This window comes from Ruegeria sp. H7 (assembly GCF_056532945.1).
Map to the genome: position 1 here is coordinate 554,138 of NZ_JBQFNZ010000002.1, position 13,608 is coordinate 567,745.

At 58.7% G+C, this 13,608-nt stretch carries 14 protein-coding genes and 1 tRNA gene; 13 read left to right on the forward strand and 2 right to left on the reverse strand.

The genetic code is table 11. The annotated features are described in order from the left end of the window. Positions 1-37 precede the first annotated feature (37 nt). From ACR0AC_RS07760 to ACR0AC_RS07800, 9 genes are all read left to right on the forward strand, one after another. Positions 38-1,081 carry a cysteine desulfurase family protein gene (locus ACR0AC_RS07760; protein WP_480581117.1) on the forward strand — a complete coding sequence of 348 codons (1,044 nt, stop codon included), beginning with the start codon at positions 38-40 and terminating at the stop codon, positions 1,079-1,081. Positions 1,082-1,099: 18 nt separating this feature from the next. Then, on the forward strand, positions 1,100-2,620 hold the full coding sequence (gene sufB / locus ACR0AC_RS07765) for a Fe-S cluster assembly protein SufB (RefSeq protein WP_170518684.1): 1,521 nt from the start codon (positions 1,100-1,102) through the stop codon (positions 2,618-2,620). Then, positions 2,620-2,823 carry a hypothetical protein gene (locus ACR0AC_RS07770; RefSeq protein WP_170450615.1) on the forward strand — a complete coding sequence of 68 codons (204 nt, stop codon included), beginning with the start codon at positions 2,620-2,622 and terminating at the stop codon, positions 2,821-2,823. Before sufB ends, ACR0AC_RS07770 begins: the two co-directional genes overlap by 1 nt. 49 nt (positions 2,824-2,872) lie before the next feature. Beyond that, positions 2,873-3,628, forward strand: a complete 756-nt coding sequence (sufC, locus tag ACR0AC_RS07775) for a Fe-S cluster assembly ATPase SufC (protein WP_170450618.1) — start codon at positions 2,873-2,875, stop codon at positions 3,626-3,628. After that, positions 3,628-4,908 carry a SufB/SufD family protein gene (locus ACR0AC_RS07780; RefSeq protein ID WP_170450620.1) on the forward strand — a complete coding sequence of 427 codons (1,281 nt, stop codon included), beginning with the start codon at positions 3,628-3,630 and terminating at the stop codon, positions 4,906-4,908. Before sufC ends, ACR0AC_RS07780 begins: the two co-directional genes overlap by 1 nt. Further along, positions 4,908-5,393, forward strand: a complete 486-nt coding sequence (locus ACR0AC_RS07785) for a YIP1 family protein (protein ID WP_170450622.1) — start codon at positions 4,908-4,910, stop codon at positions 5,391-5,393. Before ACR0AC_RS07780 ends, ACR0AC_RS07785 begins: the two co-directional genes overlap by 1 nt. Continuing rightward, entirely contained in the window at positions 5,390-5,956 is a 567-nt protein-coding gene (locus ACR0AC_RS07790) for a YIP1 family protein (protein WP_170450624.1), read from the forward strand. Before ACR0AC_RS07785 ends, ACR0AC_RS07790 begins: the two co-directional genes overlap by 4 nt. A 12-nt stretch (positions 5,957-5,968) precedes the next feature. Further along, entirely contained in the window at positions 5,969-7,189 is a 1,221-nt protein-coding gene (locus ACR0AC_RS07795) for a cysteine desulfurase (protein ID WP_170450626.1), read from the forward strand. A gap of 66 nt (positions 7,190-7,255) precedes the next feature. Then, positions 7,256-7,332: transfer RNA gene (locus ACR0AC_RS07800), tRNA-Arg, on the forward strand. Between the two features lie 109 nt (positions 7,333-7,441). On the opposite strand, the gene mepK is transcribed toward ACR0AC_RS07800, so the two are convergent. Next, the gene (gene mepK / locus ACR0AC_RS07805) at positions 7,442-8,011 is read right to left on the reverse strand and encodes a peptidoglycan L,D-endopeptidase MepK (RefSeq protein WP_170450628.1); all 570 of its coding nucleotides are present in this window, start codon (positions 8,009-8,011) and stop codon (positions 7,442-7,444) included. Positions 8,012-8,363: 352 nt separating this feature from the next. Here mepK and ACR0AC_RS07810 point away from each other — a divergent pair, with 352 nt between their 5' ends. The 4 genes from ACR0AC_RS07810 to ACR0AC_RS07825 are packed head-to-tail and all read left to right on the forward strand — an operon-like array spanning position 8,364 to position 12,606. Beyond that, positions 8,364-9,971: a L,D-transpeptidase scaffold domain-containing protein gene (locus tag ACR0AC_RS07810; protein ID WP_170450630.1), complete on the forward strand. Its 1,608-nt coding sequence runs from the start codon at positions 8,364-8,366 to the stop codon at positions 9,969-9,971. Positions 9,972-10,006: 35 nt separating this feature from the next. After that, positions 10,007-11,098: a UDP-3-O-(3-hydroxymyristoyl)glucosamine N-acyltransferase gene (gene lpxD / locus ACR0AC_RS07815; protein ID WP_480872699.1), complete on the forward strand. Its 1,092-nt coding sequence runs from the start codon at positions 10,007-10,009 to the stop codon at positions 11,096-11,098. A gap of 32 nt (positions 11,099-11,130) precedes the next feature. Next, on the forward strand, positions 11,131-11,388 hold the full coding sequence (locus ACR0AC_RS07820) for an acyl carrier protein (RefSeq protein ID WP_170450632.1): 258 nt from the start codon (positions 11,131-11,133) through the stop codon (positions 11,386-11,388). A 9-nt stretch (positions 11,389-11,397) separates the two neighbouring features. Next, a complete protein-coding gene (locus ACR0AC_RS07825; RefSeq protein WP_480872702.1) occupies positions 11,398-12,606 on the forward strand; it encodes a beta-ketoacyl-[acyl-carrier-protein] synthase family protein in 1,209 nt (402 codons plus the stop codon). A 52-nt stretch (positions 12,607-12,658) separates the two neighbouring features. Here ACR0AC_RS07825 and ACR0AC_RS07830 read toward each other — a convergent pair whose 3' ends face one another. Continuing rightward, positions 12,659-13,237, reverse strand: a complete 579-nt coding sequence (locus ACR0AC_RS07830) for an invasion associated locus B family protein (protein ID WP_170450634.1) — start codon at positions 13,235-13,237, stop codon at positions 12,659-12,661. Positions 13,238-13,608 lie beyond the last annotated feature (371 nt).

Below are 13,608 nucleotides of genomic sequence, written 5' to 3' on the forward strand. Positions count from 1 at the left end.
TGTTTCACGTTACAGGCAACCGAAAAAAGATGCATCCATGAATCGCGTTTATCTGGATCATAACGCGACCACGCCGTTGCGACCCGAAGCGCGGGACGCGATGATCGCGGCGATGGAGGTCTGCGGGAACCCGTCCTCGGTCCATGCAGAAGGGCGTGCCGCCAAGGCGCTGATCGAACGCGCGCGGGCGCAGGTCGCATCGGCCTTTGGGGCGGATGGAGCGGATGTGGTGTTCACTTCAGGCTCGACCGAGGGTGCGGCCTTGACGCTGGCAGGGCGCGATATGCATGGGCCCGCGATTGAACATGATGCAGTAAGAGCCTGGATTGATGAAGATATTCCTGTTTTATCAACGGGACTGGTTTCTTTGGAAGATCCGGCGCGCGCCACACTGCAACTGGCCAATTCCGAAACCGGTATTGTGCAGTCCTTGCCGTCGGGTCTGGCCGTGACGGATGCCACGCAGGCGTTTGGCAAATTGCCTGTTGCGTTCAATTGGCTGGACGTGCAGATGGCGCTGATCTCAGCTCACAAGCTGGGCGGGCCCAAGGGCGTTGGCGCGGTTGTGATGAAACGCGGCACTGATCTGGCGGCGCAGATCAAGGGCGGCGGACAGGAAATGGGGCGTCGGTCCGGAACTGAAAATGTGATTGGAATCGCGGGGTTCGGGGCTGCAGCTGAAGCAGCCGCGCGGGATTTGGCCAACGGTGTTTGGGAGCAGGTCGAAGAATTTAGAAATATTCTAGAAAACGCTCTTGAGGCCGGAGTTAAATCACCTATTTTTGTCGGGAAAGGTCAAAAGCGACTGCCGAACACTCTGTGTTTCGCGACCCCCGGCTGGAAGGGCGAGACGCAGGTCATGCAGATGGACCTGTCGGGTTTTGCAGTCAGTGCGGGCTCTGCCTGCTCCAGCGGCAAGGTTCGTGCCAGCGCGGTATTGACTGCAATGGGATTTGATGAGGTCACAGCAGCCAGCGCGATCCGCGTTTCGCTGGGTCCTTTGACAACAAAAGAGAATGTGCTGCGTTTCGCTGAAACGTGGCTTGAGAAAGAGAAAAAGCATCGCGCGCGCGCCGCGTGATCTGACGGAGGGTAAGTTATGGCCGCTTTGGACCAGACCCAGGTGAAAGAAGGTGTCGATCAGGAAACCGTGGATGCGGTACGCGAGGTCGGAACCTACAAATACGGCTGGGACACCGATATCGAGATGGAGTATGCGCCCAAAGGCGTGAACCCGGATATCGTGCGGTTGATTTCGGAAAAGAACGAAGAGCCTGAATGGATGACCGAATGGCGTCTGTCGGCCTTCGAGCGCTGGACCAAAATGGATGAGCCGAAATGGGCCATGGTGCATTACCCGCCGATCGATTTTCAGAACCAGTATTACTATGCCCGTCCGAAATCGATGGAGGAGAAGCCGAAGTCGCTGGATGACGTCGATCCCAAGCTGTTGGCGACTTACGAAAAGCTGGGTATCCCGCTGAAAGAACAGATGATTCTGGCCGGGGTCGAAGGGGCCGAAGATGCGCCCGCCGAAGGCCGCAAGGTCGCTGTGGACGCGGTGTTTGACTCGGTTTCGGTCGGGACGACATTCCAGGCCGAATTGAAAAAGGCCGGGGTGATCTTCTGTTCGATCTCCGAGGCGATCAAAGAACATCCTGAGCTGGTCAAGAAATACCTGGGCACCGTGGTCCCTGTGTCGGACAACTTCTATGCCACTTTGAACTCGGCCGTGTTCTCGGATGGCTCGTTCGTCTACATCCCGCCGGGCGTCCGCTGCCCGATGGAGCTGAGCACCTATTTCCGCATCAACGCGGAGAATACCGGTCAGTTCGAACGCACGCTGATCATCGCCGACAAGGGCTCGTACGTGTCTTATCTGGAAGGTTGTACTGCACCTCAGCGTGACACCGCCCAATTGCACGCGGCTGTGGTCGAGATCATTGTCGAAGAAGACGCCGAGGTGAAGTATTCGACCGTTCAGAACTGGTTCCCCGGGGACGAGAACGGCAAGGGCGGCATCTATAACTTCGTAACCAAACGCGCCGATTGTCGGGGTGATCGGTCCAAAGTGATGTGGACTCAGGTCGAAACCGGCTCGGCCGTGACCTGGAAATATCCGTCCTGCATCCTGCGCGGCAATGAAAGCCAGGGTGAGTTCTACTCGATCGCGATTGCGAACAACTATCAGCAGGCCGATACCGGCACCAAGATGGTTCATTTGGGCAAGAACACCAAGTCGCGCATCGTGTCCAAGGGCATCAGTGCGGGCAAGGCGCAGAACACCTATCGCGGTCTGGTTTCGATGCATCCGAAAGCCAAGGACAGCCGGAACTACACGCAGTGTGACAGCTTGCTGATCGGCGACAAATGCGGCGCGCATACGGTTCCGTATATCGAGGTCAAGAACAACTCGTCCCGCGTTGAGCATGAGGCGACGACGTCGAAGGTGGATGATGATCAACTGTTCTACTGCCGTCAGCGCGGCATGGATGAGGAAGAGGCCGTGGCGCTGGTCGTGAACGGGTTCTGCAAAGACGTGTTGCAGGCGCTGCCGATGGAATTTGCCATGGAAGCGCAGCAACTGGTAGCGATTTCACTGGAAGGCTCTGTCGGCTGATGACGCGGTCACCCCGGAACGGCATCCAGAAGGATGATGTGCTGACCTGGCTGGGCTATGCGCTGCCGGTTTTGGGCGGCCTGCTGGGGGTGGCTTACGTGAACATCAATCACATGGCTTTCATCAACCCGGTCTGGGCGGTTGGTGGTGGGGTAATCCTGGGTTGGATTGCTGCACGGCTGATCCGCAAGGTACTGGGATAGGGATTTATCGGGGCGACGATGCCCCTTGCGAGATGCAAAAGGACAAAACATGCTGGAAATCAAGAACCTGCACGTACAGCTTGAAGAAGAAGACAAGCAGATCCTCAAAGGTGTAGACCTTACGGTCGAGGCCGGCAAGGTACACGCGATCATGGGGCCGAATGGCTCGGGCAAGTCGACGCTCAGCTATGTGCTGTCGGGTCGCGATGGATACGAAGTGACCGACGGTTCGGCCACTCTGAACGGTGAAGACCTGCTAGAGATGGAGCCGGAAGAGCGCGCCGCTGCTGGTGTGTTCCTGGCGTTCCAGTACCCGGTCGAAATTCCGGGCGTCGGCAACATGACCTTCCTGCGTACGGCTGTAAACGCTCAGCGAAAGGCACGCGGGGAAGAGGAACTGTCGGCCGCCGACTTCCTGAAAGAGGTGCGCGCCAAGGCCAAGACCCTCAAGATCGACGCGGACATGCTGAAACGTCCTGTGAACGTTGGTTTCTCGGGCGGTGAGAAAAAGCGCAACGAGATCCTGCAGATGGCCATGCTGGAACCCAAGATGTGCATCATGGACGAGACCGACTCGGGCCTTGACGTGGATGCGATGAAGCTTGTGGCCGAAGGTGTGAACGCGCTGCGCGACGAAGGGCGCGGGTTCCTTGTGATCACCCACTATCAGCGCCTGCTGGATCACATCAAGCCCGATGTGGTGCATATCATGGCGAACGGTCGCATCGTCAAATCCGGTGGCCCGGAACTGGCGCTTGAGGTCGAAAACAACGGTTATGCCGACATTCTTGCCGAGGTGAACTGATGGCCTTGCCCGAAGTCAAACAAACCGCAACCGAGGCGCGGCTGGCAGCGCTGACCATGCCGGATGCCGGATGCACCCGCGCCGCGCGCGAAGATGCGCTGGCCCGCGTGCTTGAGATGGGTCTGCCCAACCGTCGCGACGAATATTGGAAATACACACGGCCCGACACTCTGGTCGCGCCTGCGGCCATGCCCGCTGCAGTCTTCGTGGATGATGAACCCTTGGTGTTCGACGAGTTCGACCGCCTCAAGATCGTGTTTATCGACGGTGTTTTCAGCGCCGAGGAATCAGATGATCTGACGCAGGAAGGCGTGAGCATTGATCGTCTGGAGGATATCTGCTGCAAGGATATCCACTGGGCCAAAGACCTGTATGGCGTTCTGGAAGCCCGCGGACAGGTTCCGGTGCAGCGCCCACTGGCCGCGCTGAACACCGCCTTTGCGTCGGACGGGGTTGCCATTCATGTAACGGGCAAGCCGTCCAAGCCGATCAACCTGATCTACCGGCACGAGTCCGCGACGTCTGACGCGATCCTGCACCACGTAATCCGCGTCGAAAGCGGTGCCGAGGCGACCATTCTGGAAACCGGCCCCGCCGCGTCGCGCTTCAACAAGTGTATGGAGATCGACATTGCCGATAACGGCACGCTGCATCACGTCCGCGCGCAGGGCAGGGATTGGGAGCGTCGGGCCGCGACCCATATGTTCACCCGTCTGGGCACCGAGTCTGTCTACAAGTCCTTCACCCTGACCGTGAATGGTGTGCTGACCCGAAATGAACAGGTTGTCGAACTGACCGGCGATGGCGCCGTCGCGCATGTGGCGGGGGCCTGTGTCGGCGATGGTGACTTTCATCACGATGACACCGTCTTCATCACCCATGACGCGGTGAATTGCGAAAGCCGTCAGGTGTTCAAGAAAGTGCTGCGCAACGGTGCGACCGGCGTTTTTCAGGGCAAGATCCTTGTGAAAGAAGGTGCTCAGAAAACCGACGGTTATCAGATCAGCCAGTCGCTGCTTCTGGATGATGACAGCCAGTTCCTCGCCAAGCCCGAGCTTGAGATCTACGCCGACGACGTGGCCTGCTCGCACGGCTCGACCTCGGGCGCGATTGACGAGACCGCGCTGTTCTACCTGCGCTCGCGCGGGGTTCCGACCAAGGACGCGACCAACATGCTGACGCTGGCGTTCCTGGCCGAGGCCGTCGACGAGATCGAAGACGGCGCATTGGCCGAGGCCATCGTGAGCCGTCTGGAAGGTTGGTTGGCGCGCCGCAGCTGATGCCTGTGTCGTCAGATATCGTTGCCACATACCGGGGGCCGGGGCGTGTCGTGCGCCGGCTTCTGGATATGGGGCCGCGCGAAGACCGGGCGCTGATTTTCGTCATGGCCTTCTGCATTGTGTCCTTCATCGCCCAGATGCCAAGCCTTGCGCGCCGTGCGCATCTTGAAGGGGTGGAGCTGAACATGCTGCTGGGCGGTGCCTTGCTGGGCTCGGTCTTTATCCTGCCGTTGTTCTTTTACAGTCTGGCGCTGATCTCGCATTGGGCCGCGCGTTTGGCGGGTGGCAAAGGGACGCCCTATGGCGCGCGTTTGGCGTTGTTCTGGGCCTTGCTGTCTTCCGCCCCCTTGGTTTTGCTGAACGGGCTGGTCGCCGGGTTCATCGGCTCTGGTCCAACGCTGACCCTTGTGGGTTTGATTTGGGTTGCCGTTTTTGTCTGGTTCTGGTTATCCGGACTGCGACAAGTACAAAGGTCCGCTGAATGAATACTCCGAACCTGGGTCAACTGGCGGTTCTGACGCTAAGACAACCCGCCGAGGCGGCGCGTCAGCTTTTGGCCCTGAACCCGGGGCGCGAGGTGCTTTGGCTGGCGTTTTTCCTTGCCGTTGTGCTGAACTGCATAATCCAGTTGGGCATTGATCTGTCGATTCCGGTTGTCGAAGGCGATGCTGGCCCGATTACGGAAAGCGTTCCGATTGTATTGGTTCGCTCGGCAGGTACGATGATGTTCAGTATCCTTGCCTTCCTGTTCGTCGGCCGTTTTCTGGGCGGAACGGCGCGGTTCGAGGGGATGATGGTGCTGATCGTCTGGGTGCAATACCTGCAGATCGCGGCATTGCTTGGCGTCCTGATCCTGAGCCTGACGATCCCGTTTCTGATGGCGGTGTTGCTGTTGGCCACCGCGATCCTGAGTCTCTACATCACGTTGCATTTCCTGAACGAGGCGCATCAGTTCGGATCGCTTTGGAAATCGTTCGGTGTGGTTTTGTTGTCCGCTTTGGTTGCGGTTCCTTTTGTCCTTATGCTCGCCCCCGTGGCGCCCGTCTAGGAAGACAGCCCGATGTATGATGTGCAGAAAATCCGCTCTGATTTTCCGATCCTGTCGCGGCAGGTGAACGGCAAGCCGCTGACCTATCTGGACAACGGGGCCTCGGCGCAGAAACCTCAGGCGGTGATAGATGCAGTGACCCGTGCCTATGCCGAGGAATATTCGAACGTTCATCGCGGTTTGCACTACCTGTCAAACCTCGCGACCGAGAAATACGAAGGCGTTCGTGGCACGATTGCGCGGTTCCTTGGGGTGGCGAATGAGAACGAGATAGTCCTGAACTCGGGCACCACCGAAGGGATCAATCTGGTCGCGTACGGCTGGGCCATGCCCCGGCTTGAGGCAGGCGACGAAATCGTGCTGAGCGTGATGGAGCATCACGCCAATATCGTGCCCTGGCATTTCCTGCGCGAACGGCAGGGCGTTGTTCTGAAATGGGTCGATGTGGATGCAGATGGCGGCCTTGATCCGCAGGCCGTTCTGGATGCGATCGGGCCCAAAACCAAACTGGTGGCGGTGACGCAGTGCTCTAACGTTCTGGGCACGGTTGTAGATGTCAAAGCCATCACCGAAGGCGCCCATGCCAAAGGTGTTCCGGTTCTGGTGGACGGTAGTCAGGGCGCGGTTCATATGCCGGTCAGCGTCGATGAGATCGGCTGCGATTTCTACGCGATCACCGGGCACAAACTCTACGGCCCTTCGGGGTCCGGCGCGATCTTCATCAAATCCGAGCGTATGGCCGAAATGCGCCCCTTCATTGGTGGCGGTGACATGATCAAAGAGGTCAGCAAGGACCAGATCACGTATAACGACCCGCCGATGAAGTTCGAAGCCGGAACACCCGGCATCGTGCAAACCATCGGTTTGGGCGTGGCGCTGGACTACATGATGGATCTGGGGATGGAGAACATCGCCGCCCATGAATCCAGCCTGCGCGACTATGCGATGCAACGCCTGACCGGGTTGAACTGGCTACAGGTCCAGGGCACCCGCCCGGACAAGGCCGCGATCTTCAGCTTCACGCTCGATGGGGCGGGGCACGCGCATGACGTCTCGACCATCCTCGACAAAAAGGGCGTCGCCGTGCGCGCCGGTCATCACTGCGCGGGTCCGTTGATGGATCATCTGGGCGTCACTGCGACCTGCCGGGCGAGTTTTGGCCTGTATAATACCACGGATGAGGTCGACACGCTGATCGAAGCGCTTGAACTGGCGCATGATTTGTTTGCGTGAAACCTTGCCGGGTCGCGCAGATTTCCAGTTGCACCCGACCCGGAACAAGGTTAGCTAACGGCCAAGGCACCTGTAGCTCAGCTGGATAGAGCGCTGCCCTCCGAAGGCAGAGGCCAGAGGTTCGAATCCTCTCAGGTGCGCCATCTTTCACTAGGTTTAGCATCCGCGCTCCGGTCGGATCGCATTGCGCAAAACAAAACCCCCGTCAGACGATCTGCGGGGGTTCGGAACAATTGGTATTGGCGAGGCGGATTAGCCGCGCCAGGTGCGGACCACGCCGCAATCCATATGTACGAAGTTCGACCGGTAGTATTGGCCTACACCGCCCGCGCGACACGACATCGCCGCTTTGGCCATTTGCGAGACGGAACGCGAGCCGAGGCGAAGGTCTGCCGCCTGGCCTTGCATGTGCAGGGAGTTCCGGGCAACGCGGCGCGATCTGGAACGCAGCATGGCGTTTGTCTGCGGCGAACGATAGCCGGACAGCAGCATGTAAGGCTCGTTCACGTCCAGAAGATTGTGGGCGGCGGCCATGATGTCGACCGTGCGCAAATCCATGCTTTTGACCTGATCGGTCCGCCAGTCGCGCATGAAATGGTTCACTTCCTTGACAGCATCCTTGATGTATTTGCCGTCAACCCAATATATCATATCGATCCGTTCGCCTGTGCGACCGGAATACATGCGGATACGACGAATGTCGCCGCCGCCGCGAAGAAAACCTGCTGCATTGGAATAAGTCGGTGCTGCAGCAACTGCTGTGGCTGCGAATGCCCCCAATAGGGCACGCCGGGTCAAGCCCGATGTACTGCTCTTGGTCATTTTTGTTTCGTCCCGTACTGTTCCTGCCTGCGCACGATGTTACGCGCGCTGTATTAATATTTTCCCATCCCAGATGGCGAATTTATGGCACAATCGGATTCGGTCGCCAAGAAGTGTTTGATACTCACCTTTTCAAGGGGGAATTTTCGGCAGTTTTTTGCGCAGATGGGGCAACCGGCACATTTTTTGCGCAATTGAGGCGTTTCGGCACCGCTTCGATGCAAACGCGCATCAGGCCGAAATAGAAGAGGCCGAGTAAGGAATTTGTGAATAGACAAAGGCAGAGTGCAAAAATGATATTTGTTCGGCGCATCCCCATCAGCGCAAACTATTGAATAACCAAGGGCATCCCATGTTCTCAGTATTGCGGACCAGTACCAGTATCCTTGTCGCGGCATGTTTTGCGGCCACAGCAGCCATTGCCAACACAACGTCTGACCCGATTCAGGGCACCGCGTTTCAAATGGCTGTGGCCGAGCACACTCCGACATCCAGCGATATTGCGGCGTTTTACCGGACCAACGGGTTTTCGCCTGTCTGGGTCGGAGCCTCGCAAGATCATGCCGACCGGCGCGCCGCGTTGATCAACGCGCTGTCCAACAGCCATATGCACGGTCTGCCCTCAGCAGGTTACGATGTAGACGCGCTGGTTGAACAGATGCGGCAGGCGCGATCTGTTCGGGATTTGGGCGCGGTCGAGGCTGAACTGACGCGGGTGTTTCTGGCTTACGCCGACGATCTGTATTCCGGTGCCCTGCGCCCGGCCAGCATTGACGACGGGCTGGTCCGCAAGGTGGAACGGCGCAGCCCCGAGGAACATCTGCAGCAACTGAACACGCATGGTGCGGCCTATCTGGATCAGCTCGCACCGCAGACGCGCCAGTATCGTGCGCTGATGAAGCAGAAACTCGCACTGGAGGCTCTGGTCGATCAGGGCGGCTGGGGCGCGAGTGTTCCGGTGGCCAAGCTGGAACTTGGGGATTCAGGGCCAAATGTCATCAAGCTGCGCAACCGTTTGGTGGCGATGGGCTATCTGAAACCCACTGCCAGCCCTTCGTTTGATGCCACTTTGCTTGAGGCTGTTCGCAGCTTTCAAACCGCGCATGGGTTGGAGCCGGACGGTGTTGCCGGGCAGGGCACGATTTCGGAACTGAACCGCCCGGCATCGGACCGGTTGAAGTCGGTTCTGGTGGCGCTGGAACGCGAGCGTTGGTTGCCGCGTGAACGTGGGACCCGCCATATTCTGGTGAATCAGGCCGATTTCTCTGCCAAGATCGTCGATGACGGGCAGGTCACGTTCGAGACCCGCGCAGTAATCGGCAAAAACGTGCATGACCGCCGCAGCCCCGAGTTTTCGGACGAGATGGAGCATATGGTGATCAACCCCAGCTGGTATGTGCCACGCTCGATCATCACAAAGGAATATCTGCCCAAGCTGCAATCCAACCCGAATGCCGTGGGTCATATCCAGATCACCGATCGCAGTGGCCGTCAGGTCAACCGCGGGGCCGTGGACTTCACCCAATTCACCGCGCGCAACTTCCCGTTTGCGATGCGTCAACCGCCGAGCAAAAGCAATGCACTGGGGCTGGTGAAGTTCATGTTCCCCAACAAGTACAACATATATCTGCATGATACGCCTCAGAAATCTCTGTTCGCGCGCGAGGTGCGGGCCTTCTCGCATGGCTGTATCCGATTGGCGCAACCGTTCGAATTCGCCTATGCGTTGCTGGCCAAGCAAGAGGAAGACCCAAAAGCGTTTTTTCACCGAGTGCTGAATACCGGCAAGGAAACCACAGTGAAACTGGACCAGAAGGTTCCGGTGCATCTGATCTATCGCACCGCCTATATGGGCCCGAAGGGCGAGGTGCAGTATCGCCGCGACGTCTACAACCGCGACGCCAAGATTTGGGACGCGCTGCAAAAGGCAGGGGTAGCCCTGCCGGACGTTCAGGGGTAAGCACGGGGGCAAATCCTGCCGAAAGAAAGCCCGCCATGCAGTTTACCATTCAGCAAATCGCCGACAGCCTTGGTGCCGAGTGCCAGGGCGACACCGGCCTGACGATTGTGCGCGCGGCCGAGCCCGGTGACGCCGGACCCACCGATCTGGCCATGGCGATGTCACCGAAATATGCCGAGGCTCTGACTGGGGGTGAGGCGCGCGCGGCGGTTCTGTGGGAAGGTGCGGATTGGCAGGCCATGGGCCTGCGGGCCGCGATTTTTGTGAAACGTCCGCGCATGGCGATGGCAGGCATAACATCGATGCTGGATCGGGGGCAGGGGGTTGAGCCCGGCATTCACCCCTCGGCCGTGATCGATCCGACGGCAGAGATTGGCGCGGATGTGTCGATTGGGCCTTTGGCGGTTGTCGGGGCCAGGGCACGGATCGGGGCCGGATCGGTAATTGGCGCCCATTGCACGATTGGTATCGACGCTGTTCTTGGCGAACAGGCGCTGCTTCGCGAAATGGTCAGCATCGGCGCGCGCGCTCAGATCGGGGATCGCTTTATCGCCCAACCGGGCGCGCGGATTGGTGGAGACGGTTTCAGCTTTGTCACTCCCGAAGTGTCAGGCGCAGAAAACGCGCGCAAAACCATGGGGGATCAGGGTGAGGCCAAGGCGCAAAGCTGGCTGCGCATTCATTCTCTGGGCGCGGTTGAAATTGGTGACGATGTCGAGGTCGGCTCGAACTGTACCGTAGACAATGGCACAATTCGCAACACCCGGATCGGCGATGGGTCGAAACTGGATAACCTTGTGCATGTGGGCCACAACACCCGTGTGGGGCGTGACTGCCTGCTGTGCGGCCAAACCGGCGTGTCCGGCTCGGTCGATATTGGCAACAACGTGGTGTTGGGCGGTCAGACCGGCGTTGTGGACAACATTTTCATCGGCGACGGCGTAATCTCGGGCGGCGGCACCAAAATCCTGTCCAATGTGCCCGCCGGTCGGGTGATCATGGGCTATCCGGGGATCAAGATGGAAACCCATACCGACATCTATAAAGCGCAACGCCGGTTGCCGCGCCTGGCCCGCGACGTTGAGGCACTTAAAAAGGCTGTTTCCAAACAGTCCCCGAGCGATTAAATCATCCTCAGATTGATAATCAGGGGATCGATATGAGCATCAGCGACCGCGTCATCGCAATCATTGCAGAGCAGGCCGTGCTGGAGCCATCGGATGTGACACCCGAAAGCACGCTGGAAGATCTGGGCATCGACAGTCTGGGTCTGGTCGAAAGCATCTTTGCGATCGAGGAAGAGTTCGACATCTCGGTTCCCTTCAACGCCAACGAACCTGAATCGAACGATTTCGACATCTCGAACGTGGCCGCGATCATTGCGGGCATCGAACAGCTTGTGTCGGAAAAGGTCTGACCCGGAACAATGAAACGGGTTGTTATCACCGGCGCGGGCACCATCAACTCGCTGGGTCACTCTGTCCCCGACACGCTGGAGGCCATGCGTGAAGGGCGCTGCGGTATCTCGGAACTGGAGTTTCGCGATGTCGATCGTCTGGCCATCAAGATCGGCGGTCAGGTGCGCGGGTTCGAGGCCGAAGGGCGCTTTAATCGCCAACAGATGTCTCTGTATGACCGGTTCACGCAGTTCACACTGACCGCAGCCAAAGAAGCCATCGAGCAATCGGGGATCGAATTCCACGGGGAAATGGCGGCCCGGTCCGGCGTCGTGCTGGGCACGGCAGGCGGCGGTGTTTCGACCTGGGACGACAATTACCGGTCGGTCTACGAAGACGGAAAAAACCGCGTGCACCCCTTTGTTGTGCCAAAGCTGATGAACAATGCGGCCGCCAGCCATGTGTCAATGGAACATAACCTCAAAGGACCCAGCTTTACCGTTTCAACAGCCTGCGCATCGTCGAACCATGCGATGGCGCAAGCGTTCCAGATGGTCCGCAGCGGTGCTGCGCCTGCGATGGTCACCGGCGGGTCGGAATCGATGCTGTGTTTTGGCGGCGTGAAAGCCTGGGAAGGTTTGCGCGTCATGTCCAAAGACGCCTGCCGCCCGTTCAGCGCCAACCGTAACGGGATGGTTCAGGGCGAAGGTGCCGGCATTTTTGTCTTCGAGGAATATGAACACGCGCGCGCGCGGGGTGCAGAAATCCTGTGCGAGGTCGTTGGATTCGCCATGTCCTCGGACGCGGCCGATATTGTCATGCCCAGCAAGCAGGGCGCATCACGCGCCATGGCCGGGGCTTTGGCTGACGCCAAGCTGAACGCCAGCGATGTCAGCTATATCAACGCGCATGGCACCGGAACGGCAGCAAATGACAAAACGGAATGCGCTGCAGTTGCAGACGTGTTCGGGCCGCATGCGGATGACCTGATGATCTCGTCCACCAAGTCCATGCACGGGCACCTGATCGGCGGCACCGGTGCTGTCGAATTGCTGGCCTGCATCATGGCGCTGCGGGATGGCGTGATTGCGCCCACCATCGGGTACGAGGAACCCGATCCGGAATGCGCGCTGGATGTGGTTCCAAACGAGGCGCGCGAGGCCAAAGTGGATGTTGCCCTCAGCAACGCCTTTGCCTTTGGCGGCCTGAATGCTGTTCTGGCTTTGAAGAAAGTCTGACGACAGCCCGAAAGTCGCCGCAGCCTTTCCACTGCGGCGACGAAAGCATCGCTTAGTTTACGTTGACGCTGAGACTGTCAAACCCCGAGGTGAAGCCAGACAGCGACATGTCCATGGTCAGAACCTGATCCGGGAAACGTGCGGGCACCAGCGAGAAGGTCGCCTTGCTGCCCGCCTTCATGGCATCGATGTCACCCTGGCTCAGACCCAGTTGGGCGACGCAGCCGACCGGCACACAGTGGTGATAGTTATACAGCTTGCGCGGCGCGCCATCGATGGACAGCGCCAGTTGCGCCTGCAGCAGGGTTTCCAGCGGAACGATCACATTCGCCCAGGCCACGGCGGCCCCACCTTCGGGCAGTTTGCCAATGGACACCTCGGCAATCGGATCGCCTTGCTGGCCGTTGAGAACCTGAACGATGGCGCATGGGTCTTCGCCTTCCTGCGCCTTGATGCAGGACACCTCCCAGTCGCCGGAAGTTTCTTTGACGAACTGTTCGCCCGCACGCGGACCGGTCTCGCCCAGGTCCAGCCCGTTATCGGCCTCGGGTTCCGAGGTTTCCTGTGCACTGACAGCGCCGCAAACAAGGACAGCAGCGAGCGTATTGATCGAAAGGAGTGACTTGATCATGAATGCCTCGATATTTGGTGATTGAGTTTTTTTCTTCCTCTAGCACCGTTCACGGCTGGTGTCAGGCACTAAGCGATGGGTCGGTTCGAAAATGAACAATTTCTTGCCACTCAGGTAGGGTTTCCACCCCTTAAAAACAAGAAAAAGGGAGCTGGTGGAGCAGCTCCCTTCTATAAATGTTTCTCCCCGTCGGACTGGCCGACTTAGTTATGTGGCAGACGTTACGAGAGGGGGACGCGGTGGTCAACTGCTAACCTGAACTTTTAATATACTCGTCAGTTCAGTTTAATCCGCGTGAACGGGCAAAAAAGCCGTGCCCGAAGGCACGGCCAGTCAACAGGGAGGAAGTGCGCCTTTGCGGCTGGCACCGC

What these genes read in the sequence shown, in the direction of transcription:
- lpxD (WP_480872699.1), top strand. Translation starts at nt 10,007, where the DNA reads ATGCAGTTTACCATTCAGCAAATCGCCGACAGCCTTGGTGCCGAGTGC.
- ACR0AC_RS07810 (WP_170450630.1), top strand. Translation starts at nt 8,364, where the DNA reads ATGTTCTCAGTATTGCGGACCAGTACCAGTATCCTTGTCGCGGCATGT.
- ACR0AC_RS07830 (WP_170450634.1), bottom strand. Translation starts at nt 13,237, where the DNA reads ATGATCAAGTCACTCCTTTCGATCAATACGCTCGCTGCTGTCCTTGTT.
- sufB (WP_170518684.1), top strand. Translation starts at nt 1,100, where the DNA reads ATGGCCGCTTTGGACCAGACCCAGGTGAAAGAAGGTGTCGATCAGGAA.
- ACR0AC_RS07795 (WP_170450626.1), top strand. Translation starts at nt 5,969, where the DNA reads ATGTATGATGTGCAGAAAATCCGCTCTGATTTTCCGATCCTGTCGCGG.
- ACR0AC_RS07770 (WP_170450615.1), top strand. Translation starts at nt 2,620, where the DNA reads ATGACGCGGTCACCCCGGAACGGCATCCAGAAGGATGATGTGCTGACC.
- ACR0AC_RS07820 (WP_170450632.1), top strand. Translation starts at nt 11,131, where the DNA reads ATGAGCATCAGCGACCGCGTCATCGCAATCATTGCAGAGCAGGCCGTG.
- ACR0AC_RS07760 (WP_480581117.1), top strand. Translation starts at nt 38, where the DNA reads ATGAATCGCGTTTATCTGGATCATAACGCGACCACGCCGTTGCGACCC.
- mepK (WP_170450628.1), bottom strand. Translation starts at nt 8,011, where the DNA reads ATGACCAAGAGCAGTACATCGGGCTTGACCCGGCGTGCCCTATTGGGG.
- ACR0AC_RS07785 (WP_170450622.1), top strand. Translation starts at nt 4,908, where the DNA reads ATGCCTGTGTCGTCAGATATCGTTGCCACATACCGGGGGCCGGGGCGT.
- ACR0AC_RS07825 (WP_480872702.1), top strand. Translation starts at nt 11,398, where the DNA reads ATGAAACGGGTTGTTATCACCGGCGCGGGCACCATCAACTCGCTGGGT.
- ACR0AC_RS07780 (WP_170450620.1), top strand. Translation starts at nt 3,628, where the DNA reads ATGGCCTTGCCCGAAGTCAAACAAACCGCAACCGAGGCGCGGCTGGCA.
- sufC (WP_170450618.1), top strand. Translation starts at nt 2,873, where the DNA reads ATGCTGGAAATCAAGAACCTGCACGTACAGCTTGAAGAAGAAGACAAG.
- ACR0AC_RS07790 (WP_170450624.1), top strand. Translation starts at nt 5,390, where the DNA reads ATGAATACTCCGAACCTGGGTCAACTGGCGGTTCTGACGCTAAGACAA.